13 protein-coding genes are annotated in these 15,553 nt (G+C 72.1%); 1 reads left to right on the plus strand and 12 read right to left on the minus strand.

The features are described 5' to 3' along the window. Nucleotides 1-427: 427 nt before the first annotated feature. The 9 genes from MTDSW087_RS28235 to argC all read right to left on the minus strand — a co-directional run bounded on the left by MTDSW087_RS28235 (nucleotide 428) and on the right by argC (nucleotide 10,022). Nucleotides 428-1,822: an RluA family pseudouridine synthase gene (locus MTDSW087_RS28235; RefSeq protein WP_144768878.1), complete on the minus strand. Its 1,395-nt coding sequence runs from the start codon at nucleotides 1,820-1,822 to the stop codon at nucleotides 428-430. 53 nt (nucleotides 1,823-1,875) lie between these two features. Then, nucleotides 1,876-3,123, minus strand: coding sequence for an Hsp70 family protein (locus MTDSW087_RS28240; protein ID WP_144768880.1), 1,248 nt, complete (start codon nucleotides 3,121-3,123; stop codon nucleotides 1,876-1,878). A 101-nt stretch (nucleotides 3,124-3,224) separates the two neighbouring features. Beyond that, nucleotides 3,225-3,764, minus strand: a complete 540-nt coding sequence (locus MTDSW087_RS28245) for a TerB family tellurite resistance protein (RefSeq protein ID WP_144768882.1) — start codon at nucleotides 3,762-3,764, stop codon at nucleotides 3,225-3,227. A 90-nt stretch (nucleotides 3,765-3,854) separates the two neighbouring features. After that, nucleotides 3,855-4,184, minus strand: coding sequence for a GlpM family protein (locus tag MTDSW087_RS28250; protein WP_144768885.1), 330 nt, complete (start codon nucleotides 4,182-4,184; stop codon nucleotides 3,855-3,857). Between the two features lie 6 nt (nucleotides 4,185-4,190). Then, nucleotides 4,191-5,516 carry a replication-associated recombination protein A gene (locus MTDSW087_RS28255; protein WP_144768887.1) on the minus strand — a complete coding sequence of 442 codons (1,326 nt, stop codon included), beginning with the start codon at nucleotides 5,514-5,516 and terminating at the stop codon, nucleotides 4,191-4,193. Between the two features lie 110 nt (nucleotides 5,517-5,626). Further along, nucleotides 5,627-7,111, minus strand: a complete 1,485-nt coding sequence (locus MTDSW087_RS28260) for a Do family serine endopeptidase (protein WP_144768889.1) — start codon at nucleotides 7,109-7,111, stop codon at nucleotides 5,627-5,629. A 116-nt stretch (nucleotides 7,112-7,227) separates the two neighbouring features. Next, nucleotides 7,228-8,055, minus strand: coding sequence for an alpha/beta fold hydrolase (locus MTDSW087_RS28265; protein ID WP_144768891.1), 828 nt, complete (start codon nucleotides 8,053-8,055; stop codon nucleotides 7,228-7,230). 103 nt (nucleotides 8,056-8,158) lie between these two features. After that, nucleotides 8,159-8,665 (minus strand): Ros/MucR family transcriptional regulator, encoded by a 507-nt coding sequence (locus MTDSW087_RS28270; protein ID WP_144768893.1) that lies wholly within the window; start codon nucleotides 8,663-8,665, stop codon nucleotides 8,159-8,161. Between the two features lie 400 nt (nucleotides 8,666-9,065). Beyond that, nucleotides 9,066-10,022, minus strand: a complete 957-nt coding sequence (gene argC / locus MTDSW087_RS28275; protein ID WP_144768895.1) for an N-acetyl-gamma-glutamyl-phosphate reductase — start codon at nucleotides 10,020-10,022, stop codon at nucleotides 9,066-9,068. Between the two features lie 231 nt (nucleotides 10,023-10,253). Between argC and MTDSW087_RS28280 the strand changes: the two genes are divergently transcribed. Next, nucleotides 10,254-10,766, plus strand: coding sequence for a DUF5872 domain-containing protein (locus MTDSW087_RS28280; protein ID WP_144768897.1), 513 nt, complete (start codon nucleotides 10,254-10,256; stop codon nucleotides 10,764-10,766). Between the two features lie 306 nt (nucleotides 10,767-11,072). On the opposite strand, the gene MTDSW087_RS28285 is transcribed toward MTDSW087_RS28280, so the two are convergent. The 3 genes from MTDSW087_RS28285 to MTDSW087_RS28295 form a co-directional block, all read right to left on the minus strand. Further along, nucleotides 11,073-11,870: a lytic murein transglycosylase gene (locus MTDSW087_RS28285; RefSeq protein ID WP_238179693.1), complete on the minus strand. Its 798-nt coding sequence runs from the start codon at nucleotides 11,868-11,870 to the stop codon at nucleotides 11,073-11,075. A 172-nt stretch (nucleotides 11,871-12,042) separates the two neighbouring features. Beyond that, nucleotides 12,043-13,932: a DEAD/DEAH box helicase gene (locus MTDSW087_RS28290; RefSeq protein ID WP_186384032.1), complete on the minus strand. Its 1,890-nt coding sequence runs from the start codon at nucleotides 13,930-13,932 to the stop codon at nucleotides 12,043-12,045. A gap of 75 nt (nucleotides 13,933-14,007) precedes the next feature. Continuing rightward, on the minus strand, nucleotides 14,008-15,531 hold the full coding sequence (locus tag MTDSW087_RS28295) for a DUF2252 domain-containing protein (protein ID WP_144768903.1): 1,524 nt from the start codon (nucleotides 15,529-15,531) through the stop codon (nucleotides 14,008-14,010). Nucleotides 15,532-15,553 lie beyond the last annotated feature (22 nt).

A 15,553-nucleotide genomic window follows, 5' to 3' on the forward strand; every position in this document is an offset into this window, starting at 1 on the left:
GGCGGAGGGCGCCGCCTGCGGCTGGGCCGCGGGGGGCCGCGCCGCCGGGGCCGTGGCCTGCGGCTGGCCGGCATTCTTCGCGCCGGGCGCGGGCGCCTGGGCCGGGCTCGGCACCGTGGATCCGACCAGACCCAGGAGAGCGAGGCAGGCCAGCGTCGCAAGCTTCATGTCGATGGGATCTCGCAGCGTCGGTTCGGGCGCCGGGACGGCCGCAGGGGCCGCCGAAGCCGAGATCAATATCGTTCGCTTCGCGGCCTTGCCAAGGCGGCGCGGCACCACCTCAGCGCATTGTCGGGATCAGCGTCACCCCCGCCGTAACCCTCAGCCGGCTCATAGGACATCCGTTCGGGATGGCGAATGTCGTCTCCGCTCGAACGCCGCGCGGGCTTGGCTGTGGCGCCTCCGGTCCGATCGACCGCAGGCGGTATCAGGCCTCGGGCGCGTCCACGATCGGGTCGTAGCGGGCCGCATCGAAGCCGAGCAGGTTCCAGCTCTGGGCCATGTGCGGCGGCAGCGGCGCGCTGACATCCACCGGCTGGCCGGTGCGGGGATGGGGAATCACGATGCGCCGCGCCAGCAGGTGCAGGCGGTTCTGGATGCCGCCGGGCAGCGCCCAGTTCTCCACGTCGAAATATTTCGGGTCGCCGACGATCGGGTGGCCGATATGGGCGGCGTGCGCGCGCAGCTGGTGGGTGCGCCCGGTGACCGGCTTGAACGAGAGCCAGGACAGCTTCTGCGCTGCCTGATCGACCATGGCGTAGTAGGTCAGCGCGTGGGAGGCACCCTCGTCGCCGTGCTTAGCGACGCGCATGCGGGCATCGGCGTCGGTCGGCTCCTCCTTGGCGAGGTAGGTCGAGACGCGGCCCTGGCGCACCCGCGGCACGCCGGCGGTGAGCGCCCAGTAGATCTTGCGGGCGGCGCGCGAGCGGAAGCTCTTGGCGAGCGTTGCGGCCGCGAGCCGGGTCTTGGCCACGATGAGGCAGCCCGCCGTGTCCTTGTCGAGGCGATGGACGAGGCGCGGCTTCTGCCCGTCCGGCCCGGTGAGCGCCTCGAGCAGCCCGTCCACGTGGCGCACGGTGCCCGAGCCGCCCTGCACGGCGAGGCCGAAGGGCTTGTTCAGCACCATCATGTCCGCGTCCTCGTAGAGGATCAGCGAGCGCAGGAACTCGGCATCGCCCCGGTCGCGCACGGGGTTGCGCGGGCGCTCGCCCTCGGCATCGAGCTTGAGCGGGGGCACCCGCACGCTCATGCCGGGCTCCAGCCGGTCGCTGGGCTTGGCGCGCTTGCCATCGACCCGCAGCTCGCCCTTGCGGACGATGCTCTGCACGCGGGTAAAGGGGAGCTGGGGAAAGCGCGCGGTGAGGAAGCGGTCGATGCGCATCCCCGCCTCGTCGGCGGCGACCGTCAGGGTCTGCACGCCGGAGGCCAGGGTGGCGGAGGCCGCCGCCCGCTGCTCGCGCCGGGTCGGCCCCTGCGGCTCGGGCGCGGCCTCGCGCCGCTTTGGCCGTTCTGGCGCGCGCTCCGCACGGCGGGGCTTCTCCGCACGCTCGGGAGGATGCTGCGCCTCGCCGGTGGGGGACCAGGGCGCGCGCTCACCCGCCTCGTCGCCCCGCAGGCGCGCCGCGCGCTGGGCCGCGTCGAGGGCGCTGGTGCGCGGGCCGGTACGGGCGCGCTCCGGCCAGCCGCCGGGCTTCGGGCCGCGGGCGGCGCCGCGACCTTTGGCGGGGCCCCTGGCCGGGCCTTTGCCCGGACCGTCGCCCGGCCCCTTGCCCAGCCTATTGCCCTTGCCGGGCCCGCCGCGATGAGGTGGCTTCGTCGTCATGTCCGCGCTGCTATCACCCGGGCACGACGGCGACAATTCACGCCGGTGCCGGTCTACCCCACCCGACGCGCGGCCTCGACGGTGAGGCCGATGCCCACCGAGCCGAAGGTGTCGCCCTCCACCACCCGCGCCCGCGGCAGGCAGGCGGTGAGGCCGGCGCGCACATGCGGCAGTCCTGTCGAGCCGCCGGTGAGGAAGAGCGCGTCGATCCGGTCCGGGCCGAGGCCGGCCTGGGCGAGGCAGCGCCCGACCCGCTCGGCGATGCGGCTCGCCAGCGTGCCGGTCTGCGCGTCGAGGCTCGCGCGGTCGACGCTGGCCGAGAGGCCGCGCTCGACGAAGGCGAGGTCGATCTCGGCGGCACCCGTGTCGGAGGCCGTGATCTTGGCGCCCTCCACGGCGAGCGCCAGGCCGTGGCCGCGCTCCCCCTCGACCACCCCGTAGAGCCGGTCGATCAGCTCCGGCCGGGCGGCATCGCGGCGGGTCTCCTCGATCTCGCGCAGCGTCTTCGGGTTGTAGAGCCGGTTGATGCTCGACCAGGTGGCGAGGTCGTGGAAATAGGCGTTCGGCACGGCGAGGTCGCCGCGCCGCATCGGGCTGCCGAGGCCCATCAGCGGCATCACCGTGCCGAGGCTCAGCATCCGGTCGAAATCGGTGCCGCCGATGCGCACGCCGTCATTGGCGAGGATGTCGTCGGCCCGCTCCGCCCGGGCGTGGCGCTCGGGCGAGAGCCGCACGATCGAGAAATCCGAGGTGCCGCCGCCGATATCGGCGATCAGCGCGATCTCCTCCTGCCGCACGCCCTGCTCGTAATCGAGGGCGGCGGCGATCGGCTCGTACTGGAAGGAGACGTGCCGGAAGCCGACGCTGGTTGCGATCTCGCGTAGCGTGTCCTCGGCGCGGCGGTCGCCCGCCGGATCGCCATCCACGAAATGGACCGGTCGGCCATGCACCACCGTGTCGAATTCCGTGCCGGCGGCCGATTCGGCCCGCGCCTTCACGGCGGCGAGGTAGCGGGCGATGACGTCGCGGAAGCGCAGGCGCTCGCGGCCGAGCGGCGTCGTCTCCTCGATCAGTCCGGTGCCGAGCACCGATTTGAGGCTGCGCATCAGCCGGCCCGGCACGCCCTCGACATAGGCCTCCATCGCGGCCCGCCCGATCACCGGCTCGCGGCCCGGCGCGAAGAAGATCGCGCTCGGCACGGTGAGGTGGCGTCCTTCGAGGGGGACGAGTTCCGGCCGGCCGCCGACGACGCGGCCCAGGGTGGTGTTCGAGGTGCCGAAATCGAGGCCGCAGGCCGCCATCAACGCTCTCCGGCGCAGGTTCGGGATCAGGGAGGGGCCGGCCCTCTACCGGGCGCGCCGGGAACAGTCCAGGGGCCGGGACGCAGCCGGGGGCGGCGCGCTCAGCGCATCGCCGCGAGCTTCGGCGGCCCGGCGAGGAGGCGCTTGCGCAGGCGCACGAGGGCCTCGCGCTGGAGTTCGCCCGGCGCGCTGTGCGCCCCGGCCACCGCGGTCAGCATGTCGATGAGCTGGGCCCGCTCGTCCTCAGTGAGCCGGTCGCGCAGCAGGGGCAACAGCTCGTCGGCGACGAGCGAGAAGGGCCGGCGCTCGACCGTGTAGCCCCAGGCCCGGTCGAGCAGGCCCGAGGGATCCTCCGCCTCGAGGGGATGGGCCAGGAAGTCCAGGATCCGGCTCCGCTCCGCCGCGGTGACCGGGCTGCCGGTGCGCACGATCTGCAGCATCAGGATGGCGGCCGCGAGGCGCACGTCGCTCACCCGCTGGAGCGGTGTCCCGATCAGGCTCGTCATCAGGGAGCCCGCCCGTCGCTGGAGGCCCTTGGTGTCCCGGTCGAGGTCGCGCAGGTCCCGGGAGATGCGGTGCATGCGCAGGATCCAGAACAGGATACCGGCGATCAGCGCGGCCGCAGCGATGAGGAACGGCATGCAGGAGCCTTCGGGAATCGGTCGATCGGCGGCGCGCAGGTTTATCCGGATGGGACGGAGATTGAAGCCCGGACCGGCCCCGCGCCCGACTCAGAACCAGCGCGGGCCCATGAAGATCAGGAGCGCGACCGCCAGCCATGCGGCCAGCCCGCCGACGATCGCGAGCCGGAAGTCGAGGCTGCCGCCGAGCCACCATGCGACGCCGAGGAAGGCGAGGTAGGCGGGAATCGCGCGTAGGCCCGCGAGGCAGGTCTCGCGGAAGGCGCCGGCCTCGCCCTTCGCGCCGACCGCGAAGAGGGCGATGATCGCGAAGGTCGGCGCCAGCGGCAGGATGCCGGGCAGGACGTTGCCGCGCCGCGAGGCCAGCACGATCGCCACGGTGACGAGGCCGCCGACCACGCCCTTCCAGATCACGTCCATGCCGGGTCAGTCCTCGCCGCGTCGCGCGCGGCGCAGGGCTTCCCAATGGGCGAGGCGGTCGCGGTAGCGGCTCTCCATGCCGCGCTCGGTCGGCGAGTAGAAATGCTGCCGGCCGAGCCGCTCCGGCCAGTAATCCTGGCCCGAGAAGGCGTCGGGCTCGTCGTGGTCGTAGCGGTAGCCCTCGCCGTAGCCCATGCGCTTCATCAGCTTGGTCGGGGCGTTGAGGATGGTGCGCGGGGGCGGCAGCGAGCCGTTCGCCTTGGCGACCCGGGTCGCGGCCTTGTAGGCCTCGTAGACCGCGTTCGATTTCGGCGCGCAGGCGAGGTAGACCGTGACCTGCGCGAGCGCCAGCTCGCCCTCGGGCGACCCTAAGAAGTCGAAGGCGTCCTTGGCGGCGGTGGCGACGACGAGGGCCTGCGGGTCGGCCAGCCCGATATCCTCGACCGCCATGCGGACGAGGCGGCGGGCGATGAACAACCGGTCCTCGCCGCCGTCGAGCATGCGGCAGAGATAGTAGAGCGCCGCGTCCGGGTCCGAGCCGCGCACGGTCTTATGCAGGGCGCTGATGAGGTTGTAGTGGCCCTCCTGCGCCTTGTCGTAGATCGGGGCGCGGCGCTGCACGATCTCCTGAAGGGTCTCGGCGTCGAGGGTCTCGCCGGTCCTGGCCGAGCGCCAGACCTCCTCGGCCAGGGTCAGCGCGGCCCGGCCGTCGCCGTCGGCCATGCGGACGAGGACGGCGCGGGCCTCCTCGGTCAGGGGCAGCACCTGCCCGGTCAGGTCCTCGGCGCGGGCGAGGAGCTTGGCCACCGCCGCGTCGTCCAGGCTGCGGAACAGCAGGACGCGGGCGCGGGACAGGAGGGCGGCGTTCAGCTCGAAGGACGGGTTCTCGGTGGTGGCGCCGACGAGCGTCACCGTGCCGTCCTCCATCACCGGCAGGAAGGCGTCGAGCTGGGCGCGGTTGAAGCGGTGGATCTCGTCCACGAAGAGCAGCGTGCCCTGCCCGCCCATCCGGCGCTTGCGCGCCGCATCGAAGACCTTGCGCAGGTCGGGCACGCCCGAGAAGATCGCCGAGATCTGCTCGAAATGCAGGTCGGTCTCGTTGGCGAGGAGCCGCGCCACCGTGGTCTTGCCGGTGCCGGGCGGGCCCCAGAACACCAGCGAGCCGAGGGTCTTGGAACGCAGGAGCCGGGTCAGCGCCCCGTCCGGGCCGGTCAGGTGCTCCTGGCCGACCACCTCGTCGAGGCGGGCCGGGCGCAGGCGGTCGGCGAGCGGCCGGGGGACGTTGGCGTCGCGCTGGGGCTGCGGCTCGGCCGAGGCGAAGAGGTCGGACATCGGCGCATGAACACCGCGCGGGCGCGGGCCGGCAAGCCCAGCGGTGCGCTATCCCCGTCCGACGCGCTCCCTTTCTCGCCGAACCGGCATCGACTTCGGCGAGGAGCGGCTCAGCCCCCGAACACCGAGGTCAGCACCTCGCCCTTCCGGTTGATCGCCACCTCCCACATGTTGAGGGTGTTGCGGGTCAGCCGGTCGAGGTCCTTGGTCGAGGTCACGGGCGCGCCGTTGATGGCGAGGACGAGGTCGCCCTTCTGCAGGCCGGCGCGCGCGGCGATCGAGTTGTCGTCCACCGCCTGGACCGCGACGCCCTCCGAGGGGAAATCCACCTGCATCTCCTCGGCCACGGCGGGCGAGGTGTTGACGAAGGTGGCGCCGAGGAAGGGCGAGCGCGTCTTCACCTTCAGCACGTCGCGCGGGCGCGTCTCGGGGGCGGGGGTGAGCTTCACCGGCACGGTGATGCGCCCGGTGCCGCGCAGGACGCCGAACTTGGTCTGGCCCTCGATGCCCTTGAGGGCGAAGCGGTAGCCGAAGGCTTCCGGGTCGTCGACGGTCTGGCCGTCCACGCTCAGGATCAGGTCGCCGCGCTTCAGCCCCGCCTCGTCGGCCGGGCTCTTGGCGGCGAGGCTCGCCACCAGCACGCCGGTCGGGTGGTCGAGGCCCATGCTCTCGGCGATGTCCGGCGTCACGTTCTGCACGCGGGCGCCGAGCCAGGGCCGCCGCACCGTGCTGGCGCCACCCTTGGCCGTGTCCACCACCGCCTTCACCATACTGGCGGGGATGGCGAAGCCGATGCCGTGGCTGCCGCCGGATTGCGAGTAGATCGCCGTGTTGAGGCCGACGAGCCGGCCCTGGAGATCGACCAGCGCGCCGCCGGAATTGCCCGGATTGATGGCCGCGTCGGTCTGGATGAAGAACTGGTAGTCCGAGGAGCCCACCTGCGTGCGCGCCAGCGCCGAGACGATGCCCTGCGTCACCGTCTGGCCGACGCCGAACGGGTTGCCGATCGCCATCACGAAGTCGCCGACCTCGAGCCCCTCCGAATCGCCGAAGGGCATCGGGATCACGCCGCCGGACGGGTTCTTGATCTTGATGACCGCGAGGTCGGTGCGGGGATCGCGCAGCACGATCGAGGCCTCGAACTCGCGCCGGTCGGCGAGCGCCACGCGGACCTCGTTCATGTTGTCGATGACGTGGTTGTTCGTGACGATGAGCCCCGTCTCGTCGACGATCACGCCGGAGCCCAGCGACTTCTGCGCCCGCTCGCCGCGCATGCCGCCGGGGCCGCGCCCGCCATCCTCGCCGAAGAAGCGGCGCATGAACTCGTCCATCGCGCTGGCCCGAGCATTCGGGCGCTTGTCCACATGGGAGGCGTAGACATTGACCACCGAGGGCGCCGCCCGCTTCACCACGGGCGCGAAGGAGAGCTGCACCTCGCCCCGGCCCTGCGGCACGCTCTTGGCGGAGAAGCCCTCGCGTGCGGCATAGGGCTCGGGGGTCTTCTCGGGCGCCTTGGCCGGCTGCGCGGAGAGGGTGCCGAGGCCGAGGAGGAGGGCGGCCACGGCGCCGAGGGCGGGCGGGAGGATGCGGGACATGCAGGGCTCCGGATCAGGACCGCGCGTCGCCGCCGGCGGCCCCGGGGGGCACGGCCGGCGGCCGGATCGGCCGCGTGTCGGGCCTCTCTATCGCGAGCGATTGCGGCGCGCGAGAGTCAGCCGCCACCTTGCAGGAAGGCGAGGAGGTCGTCCCTCAGCCGCTCGGCATGGGTGAAGGGCACCGCGTGCGGCGCGCCCTCGTAGGCGACGAAGCGCGCCCCCGGAATCGCGGCCGCCGCGACCCGGCCGGAGATGTCGACCGGGACGATCTGGTCGGCATCCCCGTGGATCACCAGCGTCGGCACCTTGAAATGCCCGAGATCGGCCCGGAAATCCGTCTCGCCGAAGGCGCGCACGCAATCGACCGTCGCCTTGGGCGAGGCCAGCATGGCGATCTGCCCGCTCCACTGGATCAGCTCGGTCGATGAGGGCGAGGAGAACACGCCGACACCGAAGAACAGCTTCGCGAAGTTCGCCAGGAAGTGCGGCCGATCCTTCCGGAGGCCGTCGATCATCCCCGCGAACACGGAGGGGTCGATGCCGTCCGGATTGTCGGAGGTCTTGAGCAGGTAGGGCGGCACCGCCGAGACGAGCACCGCCCGCGCGACGCGGGCGCCGCCGTGGCGGGACATGTATCGGGCGATCTCGCCGCCGCCCATGGAGAAGCCGACCAGCGTCGCCTCCTGGAGGTCGAGGTGGTCGAGCACGGCCTTCAGGTCGTCCGCGAAGGTGTCGTAGTCGTAGCCCGTCCAGGGCTGGTCCGAGCGGCCGAAGCCGCGCCGGTCATAGGCGACCGTGCGGAAGCCCGCCGCGCTCAGCGCCGGCTGCTGGTATTCCCACATGTCGGCATCGAGCGGCCAGCCGTGGATCAGCACGACGGGCCGCCCGGTGCCCCAATCCTTGTAGAAGAGCCGCGTGCCGTCGCCGGTCTCGATGAAGGCCATGTGCCGTCTCCCGCTGAGCGGGAGGGCCCTGTCAATGCAGAAGGCCCGGTCCCGCCAGCGGGGAAGTCGGCGCGGCCGTGAACGTTCCGGCCGCGCCGAACCCTCAGGCGGTCTCCTTGCGGCGCACGGCGCGGCGCGGCTTGGCGGCCTCCTCGGCCACGAGCTCCGGCTCCGGCGCAGCCTCCGCCTCCGGCGTGCCCCGGCGCTGCTGGCCGAGGCCGAGCGCCCTGGCGAGCTGCGAGCGCTGCTCCGAATAGCTCTTGGCGGTCATCGGGTAGTCGACCGGCAGGCCCCACTTGGCGCGGTAGGCCTCCGGCGTCAGGCCGCGCAGGGTCAGGTGCCGGCGCAGCGTCTTGTAGGGCTTCCCATCCTCGAAGCTGACGAGGTGGTCGTAGGTGACCGAGCGCTTGACCTCCTGGGGGGTCGGCTTCGCGGGACCGGTCTCGGCCGCCGCCTGTCCGCCATCAAGCATGCCCGCGATCACGTCGTGAACGTCGAGCAGAAGCTTCGGGAGTTCCGCGCCCTGCACGTGGTTGTTGCTGACATAAGCCGCGACGATGTCGGCCGCGAGCTTCACCAAACGAGAACGATCAATCTGAGGTTCAGTCATGTCCGTCTTGCCATCGTTGTCATCCGGCCTCAACAGCGTAGGCCGAAAAATCTGCTTGCCCCGGCCTGATCGATACAGTCCCAGTTGCGAGAAAGGTCAAGAGATGAATGCAAATTTCCGGGCCCGCTTCTTACTTGAACGTTGAGCGATGCATCAGGGCGTCTGAAACTGAACGAATTTTGTTCTTTTTTCGCGCCAAAGTGGCGAAGCTAGACGTAGAAATGGTCTAAAACCCAGCGTACACAACCGAGAATTGCGCACCTGAATACATCCTGGTCTCGGCGTCCTGCGCCCATGCGGATGCCACGAATCAGTGCGGCCGCCCTTTCGGGCGGCCGCGAGCATGATCCTAGGTGGTATCGGGTGGGGTTCGTCCGCGCCCGGGCGGGCGCGGGGTCGCTTAGGCGTCGAGGCCGAGCATCAGGCCGATATTCTGGACGGCGGCACCGGACGCGCCCTTGCCGAGATTGTCCAACCGCGCGACGAGGACGGCCTGGCGGTGGTTGTCGGAGCCGAACACCCGCAATTCGAGCCTGTCGGTGTCGTTGAGGGCCTCCGGCTCGATCCGCTCGCGATGCGCGCCCTCGCTCGCCCCGGTGGCGACCTGGACGAGGGGACGGCCCTCGTACCAGGCGACCAGAGCCGCCTCGAGGTCGCCCGCCGAGGGTCGGCCCGGCAGCGTGTCGAGATGGAGCGGGATGCTGACCAGCATGCCCTGGCGGAAGTTGCCGACCGACGGGATGAAGATCGGCCGGCGGGTCAGCCCGGCATAGGCCTGGGTCTCGGGCAGGTGCTTGTGGCCGAAGCCGAGGCCGTAGAGCTCGAAGGCCGGGGCGGAGCCCGCCTCGTAGCGCTCGATCAGGCCCTTGCCGCCGCCGCTATAGCCGCTGACCGCATTGATGCTGATCGGGCAGTGGGACGGGATCAGGCCGCCCTCGACGAGCGGGCGCAGCAGCGCGATGGCGCCGGTGGGGTAGCAGCCGGGATTGGCGACGCGCCGCGCGGCGGCGATCGTGCGGCCCTGCTCGGAGGTCAGCTCCGCGAAGCCGTAGGCCCAGCCGGGGGCGACCCGGTGCGCGGTGCTGGCATCGAGGATCTTCGGGCCGCCCTCGGGCAGCCCGTCGGCGAGCGCCACGGTCTCCTTGGCCGCCTCGTCCGGCAGGCAGAGCACGACGAGGTCGACTTCGGCGAGCAGCGCGCGCTTGGCCTCCACGTCCTTGCGGCTCTCGTGCGGGATGCTGCGCAGCGCGATCCGCCCGTCTCGCTCCAGGCGCTCGCGGATGCCCAGGCCGGTCGTGCCGGCCTCGCCGTCGATGAAGACCGTCGGCTGCGCCGACCGATCGCTCGCGTTCGCCATGATGCTCGGGTTCCCGGTTGTGCCGCAGCCGCCGGGAACGCCCCGGGGCGGCGGACCGCCTTGCGGCGCAGGTGGCCGCTCGCGGCGCGCGAGTCAATGCATGTTCCATGACGGGCCGATGAATTCGGACGCCCGCGAACTCGATCAGGATCTCCACAAGCTTCGCGATGCCGCAGGAACGCGGGCGGCGGCGCCTTGTTGAGGCGAAAACCCCATCGCGAGGTGCCGACGATGTCCGAGACCGCGAAGAAGACCGATCCGAAGCTCTGGGACAGGGTGAAGAAGAAGGTCACCGGCTCGCCCAAGGGCGGCAAGCCCGGCCAGTGGTCGGCCCGCAAGGCGCAGATGGCCACTCAGGAATACAAGAAGGCGGGCGGCGGCTACGCGGGCGGCAAGTCGGACGACAACCACCTCAAGCAATGGACCGACGAGGAATGGGGCACCCGGTCGGGGCGCGAGAGCGGCGAGACCGGCGAGCGCTACCTGCCGAAAAAGGCGCGGGACACGCTCACCGACGACGAGTACGCCCGCTCCACCACGAAGAAGCGCGCCGACAGCGCCAAGGGGCGGCAGTTCTCGAAACAGCCGGAGGATGTGGCCCGGAAGGCGGCCTCGGCACGCAAGGGCGCCGCATCCAAGACGGAACCGACCAAGGCCGAGCTGATGAAGAAGGCCAGGGCCCAGGGCGTTCCGGGCCGCTCCACCATGTCGAAGGCGGAGCTCGCCCGCGCCGTCCACGCCTGAGCCGCGCTGCCGGCTCAAGGATCCTTGGATCGCGGATCGAGCAGGTCTTCACTCTGCTCACCCCTCCTCCATCTCATCCTGAGATGCCGGAGCGAGACGGAGGCCTCGAAGGAGGCCTCCAGCAGCCTCGCGATCCCTGGAAGCCTCCTTCGAGGCTCGGCTGACGCCTCGCACCTCAGGATGAGGTGGATGGGTCGGACGAGCCGGATCCCCGCATGACGATCGCTCGATCCCGCTCGAAGCACCGCGGCCGGCTTCCGCGTCGCGTCCGGAAGCCGGAGGGCGCGAGGCCCTCCGGCCGGTCGCTCACTCGCCGTCGATGCGGCGGCCGATGATGGCGATGGCCTGCTGGTAGACCGAAGCCGAGTTCCAGCCCTGGATCGCCGCGAAGTTCGGCTGGCCGGGCTGGTAGCCCGCGCCCGCGCGCCAGCCATGGCCCTTGAGGAAGTTCGCAGTCGAGTTCAGCGCCGTGCCGACATTGTCGAGGCTGCCGCCGGTGCCGTAGGTCAGCACGTTCTTCGGCAGGAACTGCGTGTGACCGACCTCACCATGCGCCGCGCCGCGGGTGTTGGCGGTGAGGATGCCACGGTCGACGAGCTGCAGCGCCGCGTAGAGCTGGTCGGTGAAATAGGCGGAGCGCCGGCAATCATAGGCGAGGGTCGCCACCGCCGAGAGCGTGTTGACGTTGCCCTTCACCGCGCCGAAGCCGGTCTCCATGCCCCAGATCGCGAGGAGCGGGCCCGGCGGCACACCGTAGCGCTGCTCGATCGAGTCGAACAGGGCGGCGTTCTGCGCCTTGAGCGAGCGCCCGCGCGAGACGATGGCGTTGGCGCCGCGCTTGGCCATGAACTGATCGAGGGAGAGGCGGAAGCTCTTCTGGCCCCGGTCGGCCGAGATGGTCGCGGTCGAGTAGGAGGTGCCCATCAGGGCGGCGAGGCTCTGTGCGCTCGCCCGGCCCCGCGCCTCCTCGGCGAATTCGCGCTTCCAGGCCTCGAAGCCGGCGGAGGTGTTGCCGCATTGCGCGGCCTGCACCTGGCCGGCCGCGCCCAGGATCGCGGCACAGGCTAGGGCCGCGACGCCGACCCGTCGCTTGATCTCGCTCACACGTGACTCCTCTCGCAGATGGGCCGGCGCGCGGCCGCCGGGAGAACATCCCGACGCGGGCGCGCCGCTGGCCCGGAAAACACTGTCCGGTGTCAGCATATAGGGCCTGTCAAGGTGCCTGCCGAGCTTGCGCCCGCAACGTGGTTAGCAGACGTGCTCTCGCGGGCACGGCTCACCTTCTTGTGATCGCCATCCGGCCGTCGCCGCCCTGCCGCGCCCCGGCGCCCCAGCGGCGGCGGCGCACGGACCAGGCGTAGCGGGTATCCCCGTCGAGCAGGTGGACATGGTCGGAGAGGCGGTTGCGCTCCAGCCAGGCCAGGGCGGATTCGAGCTCGGCGAGCGTCATCGTCGCGCGCTCCTTGCCGACGACGCGCTTGAGCACGGCGTTGTAGCGGTGAGCGAGATTGCCGCCGCGCGGGGCCTGCCAGGCGGCCTCGTCCTCCACCGCCTGCGCCGCGACCTGCGCGGTGATCCGCTGCCGCAGCACCCGCTCGGTGAGCGAGGGCGGCGCCTCGACCGCGGCGGCCAGGCCCGGCTGGCGCGCAACCGACGCCCCCTCCCCAGCGGGGTGCGGGCGCAGCATCGCGTAGCGCAGGCCGAGCGCGTTGCTCTCCAGCGGGGTGATGCCCGGCGGCGGCTCGTCGCGCCAGGGCACGGGCCCGGTGCGGATCGCGGTGACCGCCGGCTTCGGGCGCGGACGGGCGGCGCTGCCCTGCTCGGTCTCCAGCTCCTCGCGGAAGCGGGCGAAGAGCGGATCGTCCGGATGGAAGACCAGAGCCTGCTGTTCGCTGTAGGCCCCGGCATGCGGATCGACCCGCGTGGCGCGGGCGAGCATCTGCTCCAGCCAGGGCCGCGAGCGGATATGGGTCAGCGCGGCCACCACCGCGACCTCGGGGGCGTCGAGCCCCTCATAGGCCATCGCCACGGTGACGAGAACCGCGGGCTCGGGCAGCAGGCGGAAGGCGGCGAGCGCGGCATGCGCGTCCTGGATCGAGGAGGTGGCGATGCGCACGTCCCGCTCGGCCTGGGGGCCGGGCATCCAGCCCTGCAGCGTCTCCTGGTAGCGCCGCGCGCTCGCCTGATCGGGGGCGACGACGAGGAGCTTGCCGAGGCCCGACGCGCTCTCGCCGGCCCCGAGCCCGCGCTCCGCCCGCCGCCGCGCGCGGATGCGGCGCGTGGCGTGGAAGGCCTCGCCGAGGAGGTCGCGGGCAAAGCCCGTACGCAAGGCGGTGAACAGGGCGGGCCGGGTCGTCATGCGCATGCCCCCCGCGAGCCGGTGCGGGCCGACGCGCGGCGCCTCCCCAGCCGGCCGGCCGCCTTCGAGCCAGCTCGCCTCGCCGTCGAGCGCCCCGAAGCTCACGGGCAGCACCGCCCGCTCGGCCAGGGCCTGCGCGCGGGAATAGCCGATCACCGCGAGGCCCGGCGCGTCGAGGTCGATCTCCGGCGCGCGGCCGGCGCCGCCCGGATGGTAGGGCAGCCCGAGGATGCGCCGCCCGTCCGCCCGCTCCAGAGTGCCCGACAGGAACAGGCGCAGGTGCGCCGCCCGGAAGAGCGGCAGCATCGCCCGGCTCCAGGCGCCGGCCTCGGCCTCCTCGTCCGGCGCCTCGGCGGTGCGGGAGGAGCCCGGCACCGGCAGGTGGTGGACCTCGTCCACCACGAGGAGGGTCGCGTGGGCCCGCGCCTCGGCGAGATGCAGGGAGGGCGCCGCCGCGACCGCCTGGTAGGTGGTGACGTAGCCCGAGAGGCCGCGGCAGGGATCCGGCTCGTTGTCGGCGGCGCGCACGCTGAGGCCGTGGCCGAGGGCGCGGCGCCAGGCCGGATCGGCGAAGGCCTCCTCCGCCTGGAGCCGGAGCGAATCCCGCGGCACCACCCAGACCACCCGCTCGACGCGCCCCGCGGCGATCAGCTCGGCGGCGGCGATGACCGGCAGCAGCGACTTGCCGCCCCCCGGCGTCACCGCGGCGAGGATGTCGGTGACCTGCGCGGCCTCGCCGCGGGCGATCGCCGCCACGAGGTCGCGCAGGATGCGCTGGTGCGAGCGGAGCGGGCGGGTCTCGGTCAAGGAACGGGGCGACGCAGCCGGCGGATCATGCCGGCACCGTGGCCCATGCGGAACGTTTTGTGAATCCGCGCGGCTTCAGAAATGCGGATCCTCAGCGGCTTCGAGCCGGCCCTCGCCGATCGCCGCGCGGAAGCGCTCGTAATCCGCCTCGTTGCGGTCGCCATAGGCGCGGGCCCAGTCGGCGAGCGCCTCCTTGAGGTCGGTATTGCCGTCGCGCCCGCAATAGCCGCCGATCGCCGCCGCGTCGCCGGTGCGGGCATGGGCGCGGGCGAGCAGCGCCCCGTAGGCCCAGGAGAAGTAGCGCAGCGGCTCGCCGCGCAGGCAGGAGACCGGGATGTCGCCCTTCATGTTCTTCATCTGGCGCACGTAGAAGGGCCGCCCGTCGATGCTGGTCCAGCCGAGCAGCGGATCGCCCACCGCCTGGAGCAGGCGCTGCCCGTAGATGACACGCTCGCCCTCGTGGCTGGCATAGGGCTCGGGCATGCCGGGAAGATACGGGGCGTTGGCCGGGCGCACCGCCTCCTTCACCTGAAGGAAGAGCGCGTCCTGGTCGGAATTGCCGCAGAGCAGCGCCACATAGGCCCGGGTGCCGACGCTGCCGACTCCGACCACGCGGTGGGCCACGTCCACCACGTGGTAGCGGCTCAGCATGAACCGGCGCTCGCGCGGCAGGGTCTCGGCATAGTGCTCGAGCCCGGTGATCACCCCCTCGCGCACCGCGTCCGAGACGGCTGTGAGGATCGGGGGGTCGTCGCGGAAGCGCCAGCCGCCATCGACCCGGCGCTCGCCGATCCGCTCGAGCAGGCTGCGGTTGTGGCGCTTCTTCGCCTTGGCCACGGCCTTCAGCACCACCTCCTGCGAATGGTCGTCGATGTCGATGCCGGAGATGGCGAGCTGGTCGGCCCGCGTCGCCTGATACCAGACGTCGAGGGAGCCCTGCGGCGCCAGCTCCGTCATGGTGTGCTGGTAGCCGCCGACCGCGGCGAGCACCGCCGCCCGGCGCTCGCCCGGCGTGGTGCCGTCGTCGCGGCCGGCGATCTCGATGCTGGCGACGAGGCGCTTGAGGTCCCATTCCCAGGGGCCGACCGTGACCTCGTCGAAATCGTTGAGATCGAGCACCACATCGCGCTGCGGCGTGCCGAACAGGCCGAAATTGGCGATGTGCGCGTCGCCGTTCATCACCACGCCGATCTCGCTGTTCGGCGAGCGGGAGAGGTCCCAGGCCATCACGGGCGCGGCCCCGCGCAGGAAGGCGAAGGGCGAGGAGGCCATGCGGGCCACCCGCAGGGGAATGAGATGCGCCTGCCGTCCCTCATGCGCGGCCTCGATGAGGCTCACCGGATCGGGCCGGTCCTCGGGCAAGTCGAGCACGGCATGGGCCTCGTGCGGGACCGACTCGCGCAGGCTCTTGCCCGCCGCGCGACGCTTCTCCCAGGGCTCGCCGCCGCCGCGCAGGTCGATCTGCGGATAGTCGGCGAGCGGCTCGAGGACGATCTCCGCCGGCGCCTCATCGAGCGCCGCCGGTCGTGTCCCTGATGGTGGTGTAGCTCGCTGGTAGCGGGAGAGCCCGCCTGCGCGCCCTTCACAGCGCTGTAGCAGGCGGGCTCTCCCGCGGGGTGGC

Origin of the sequence: Methylobacterium dankookense, assembly GCF_902141855.1 — a bacterium.
In the GTDB taxonomy this organism is placed as follows: Bacteria; Pseudomonadota; Alphaproteobacteria; order Rhizobiales; family Beijerinckiaceae; genus Methylobacterium; species Methylobacterium dankookense.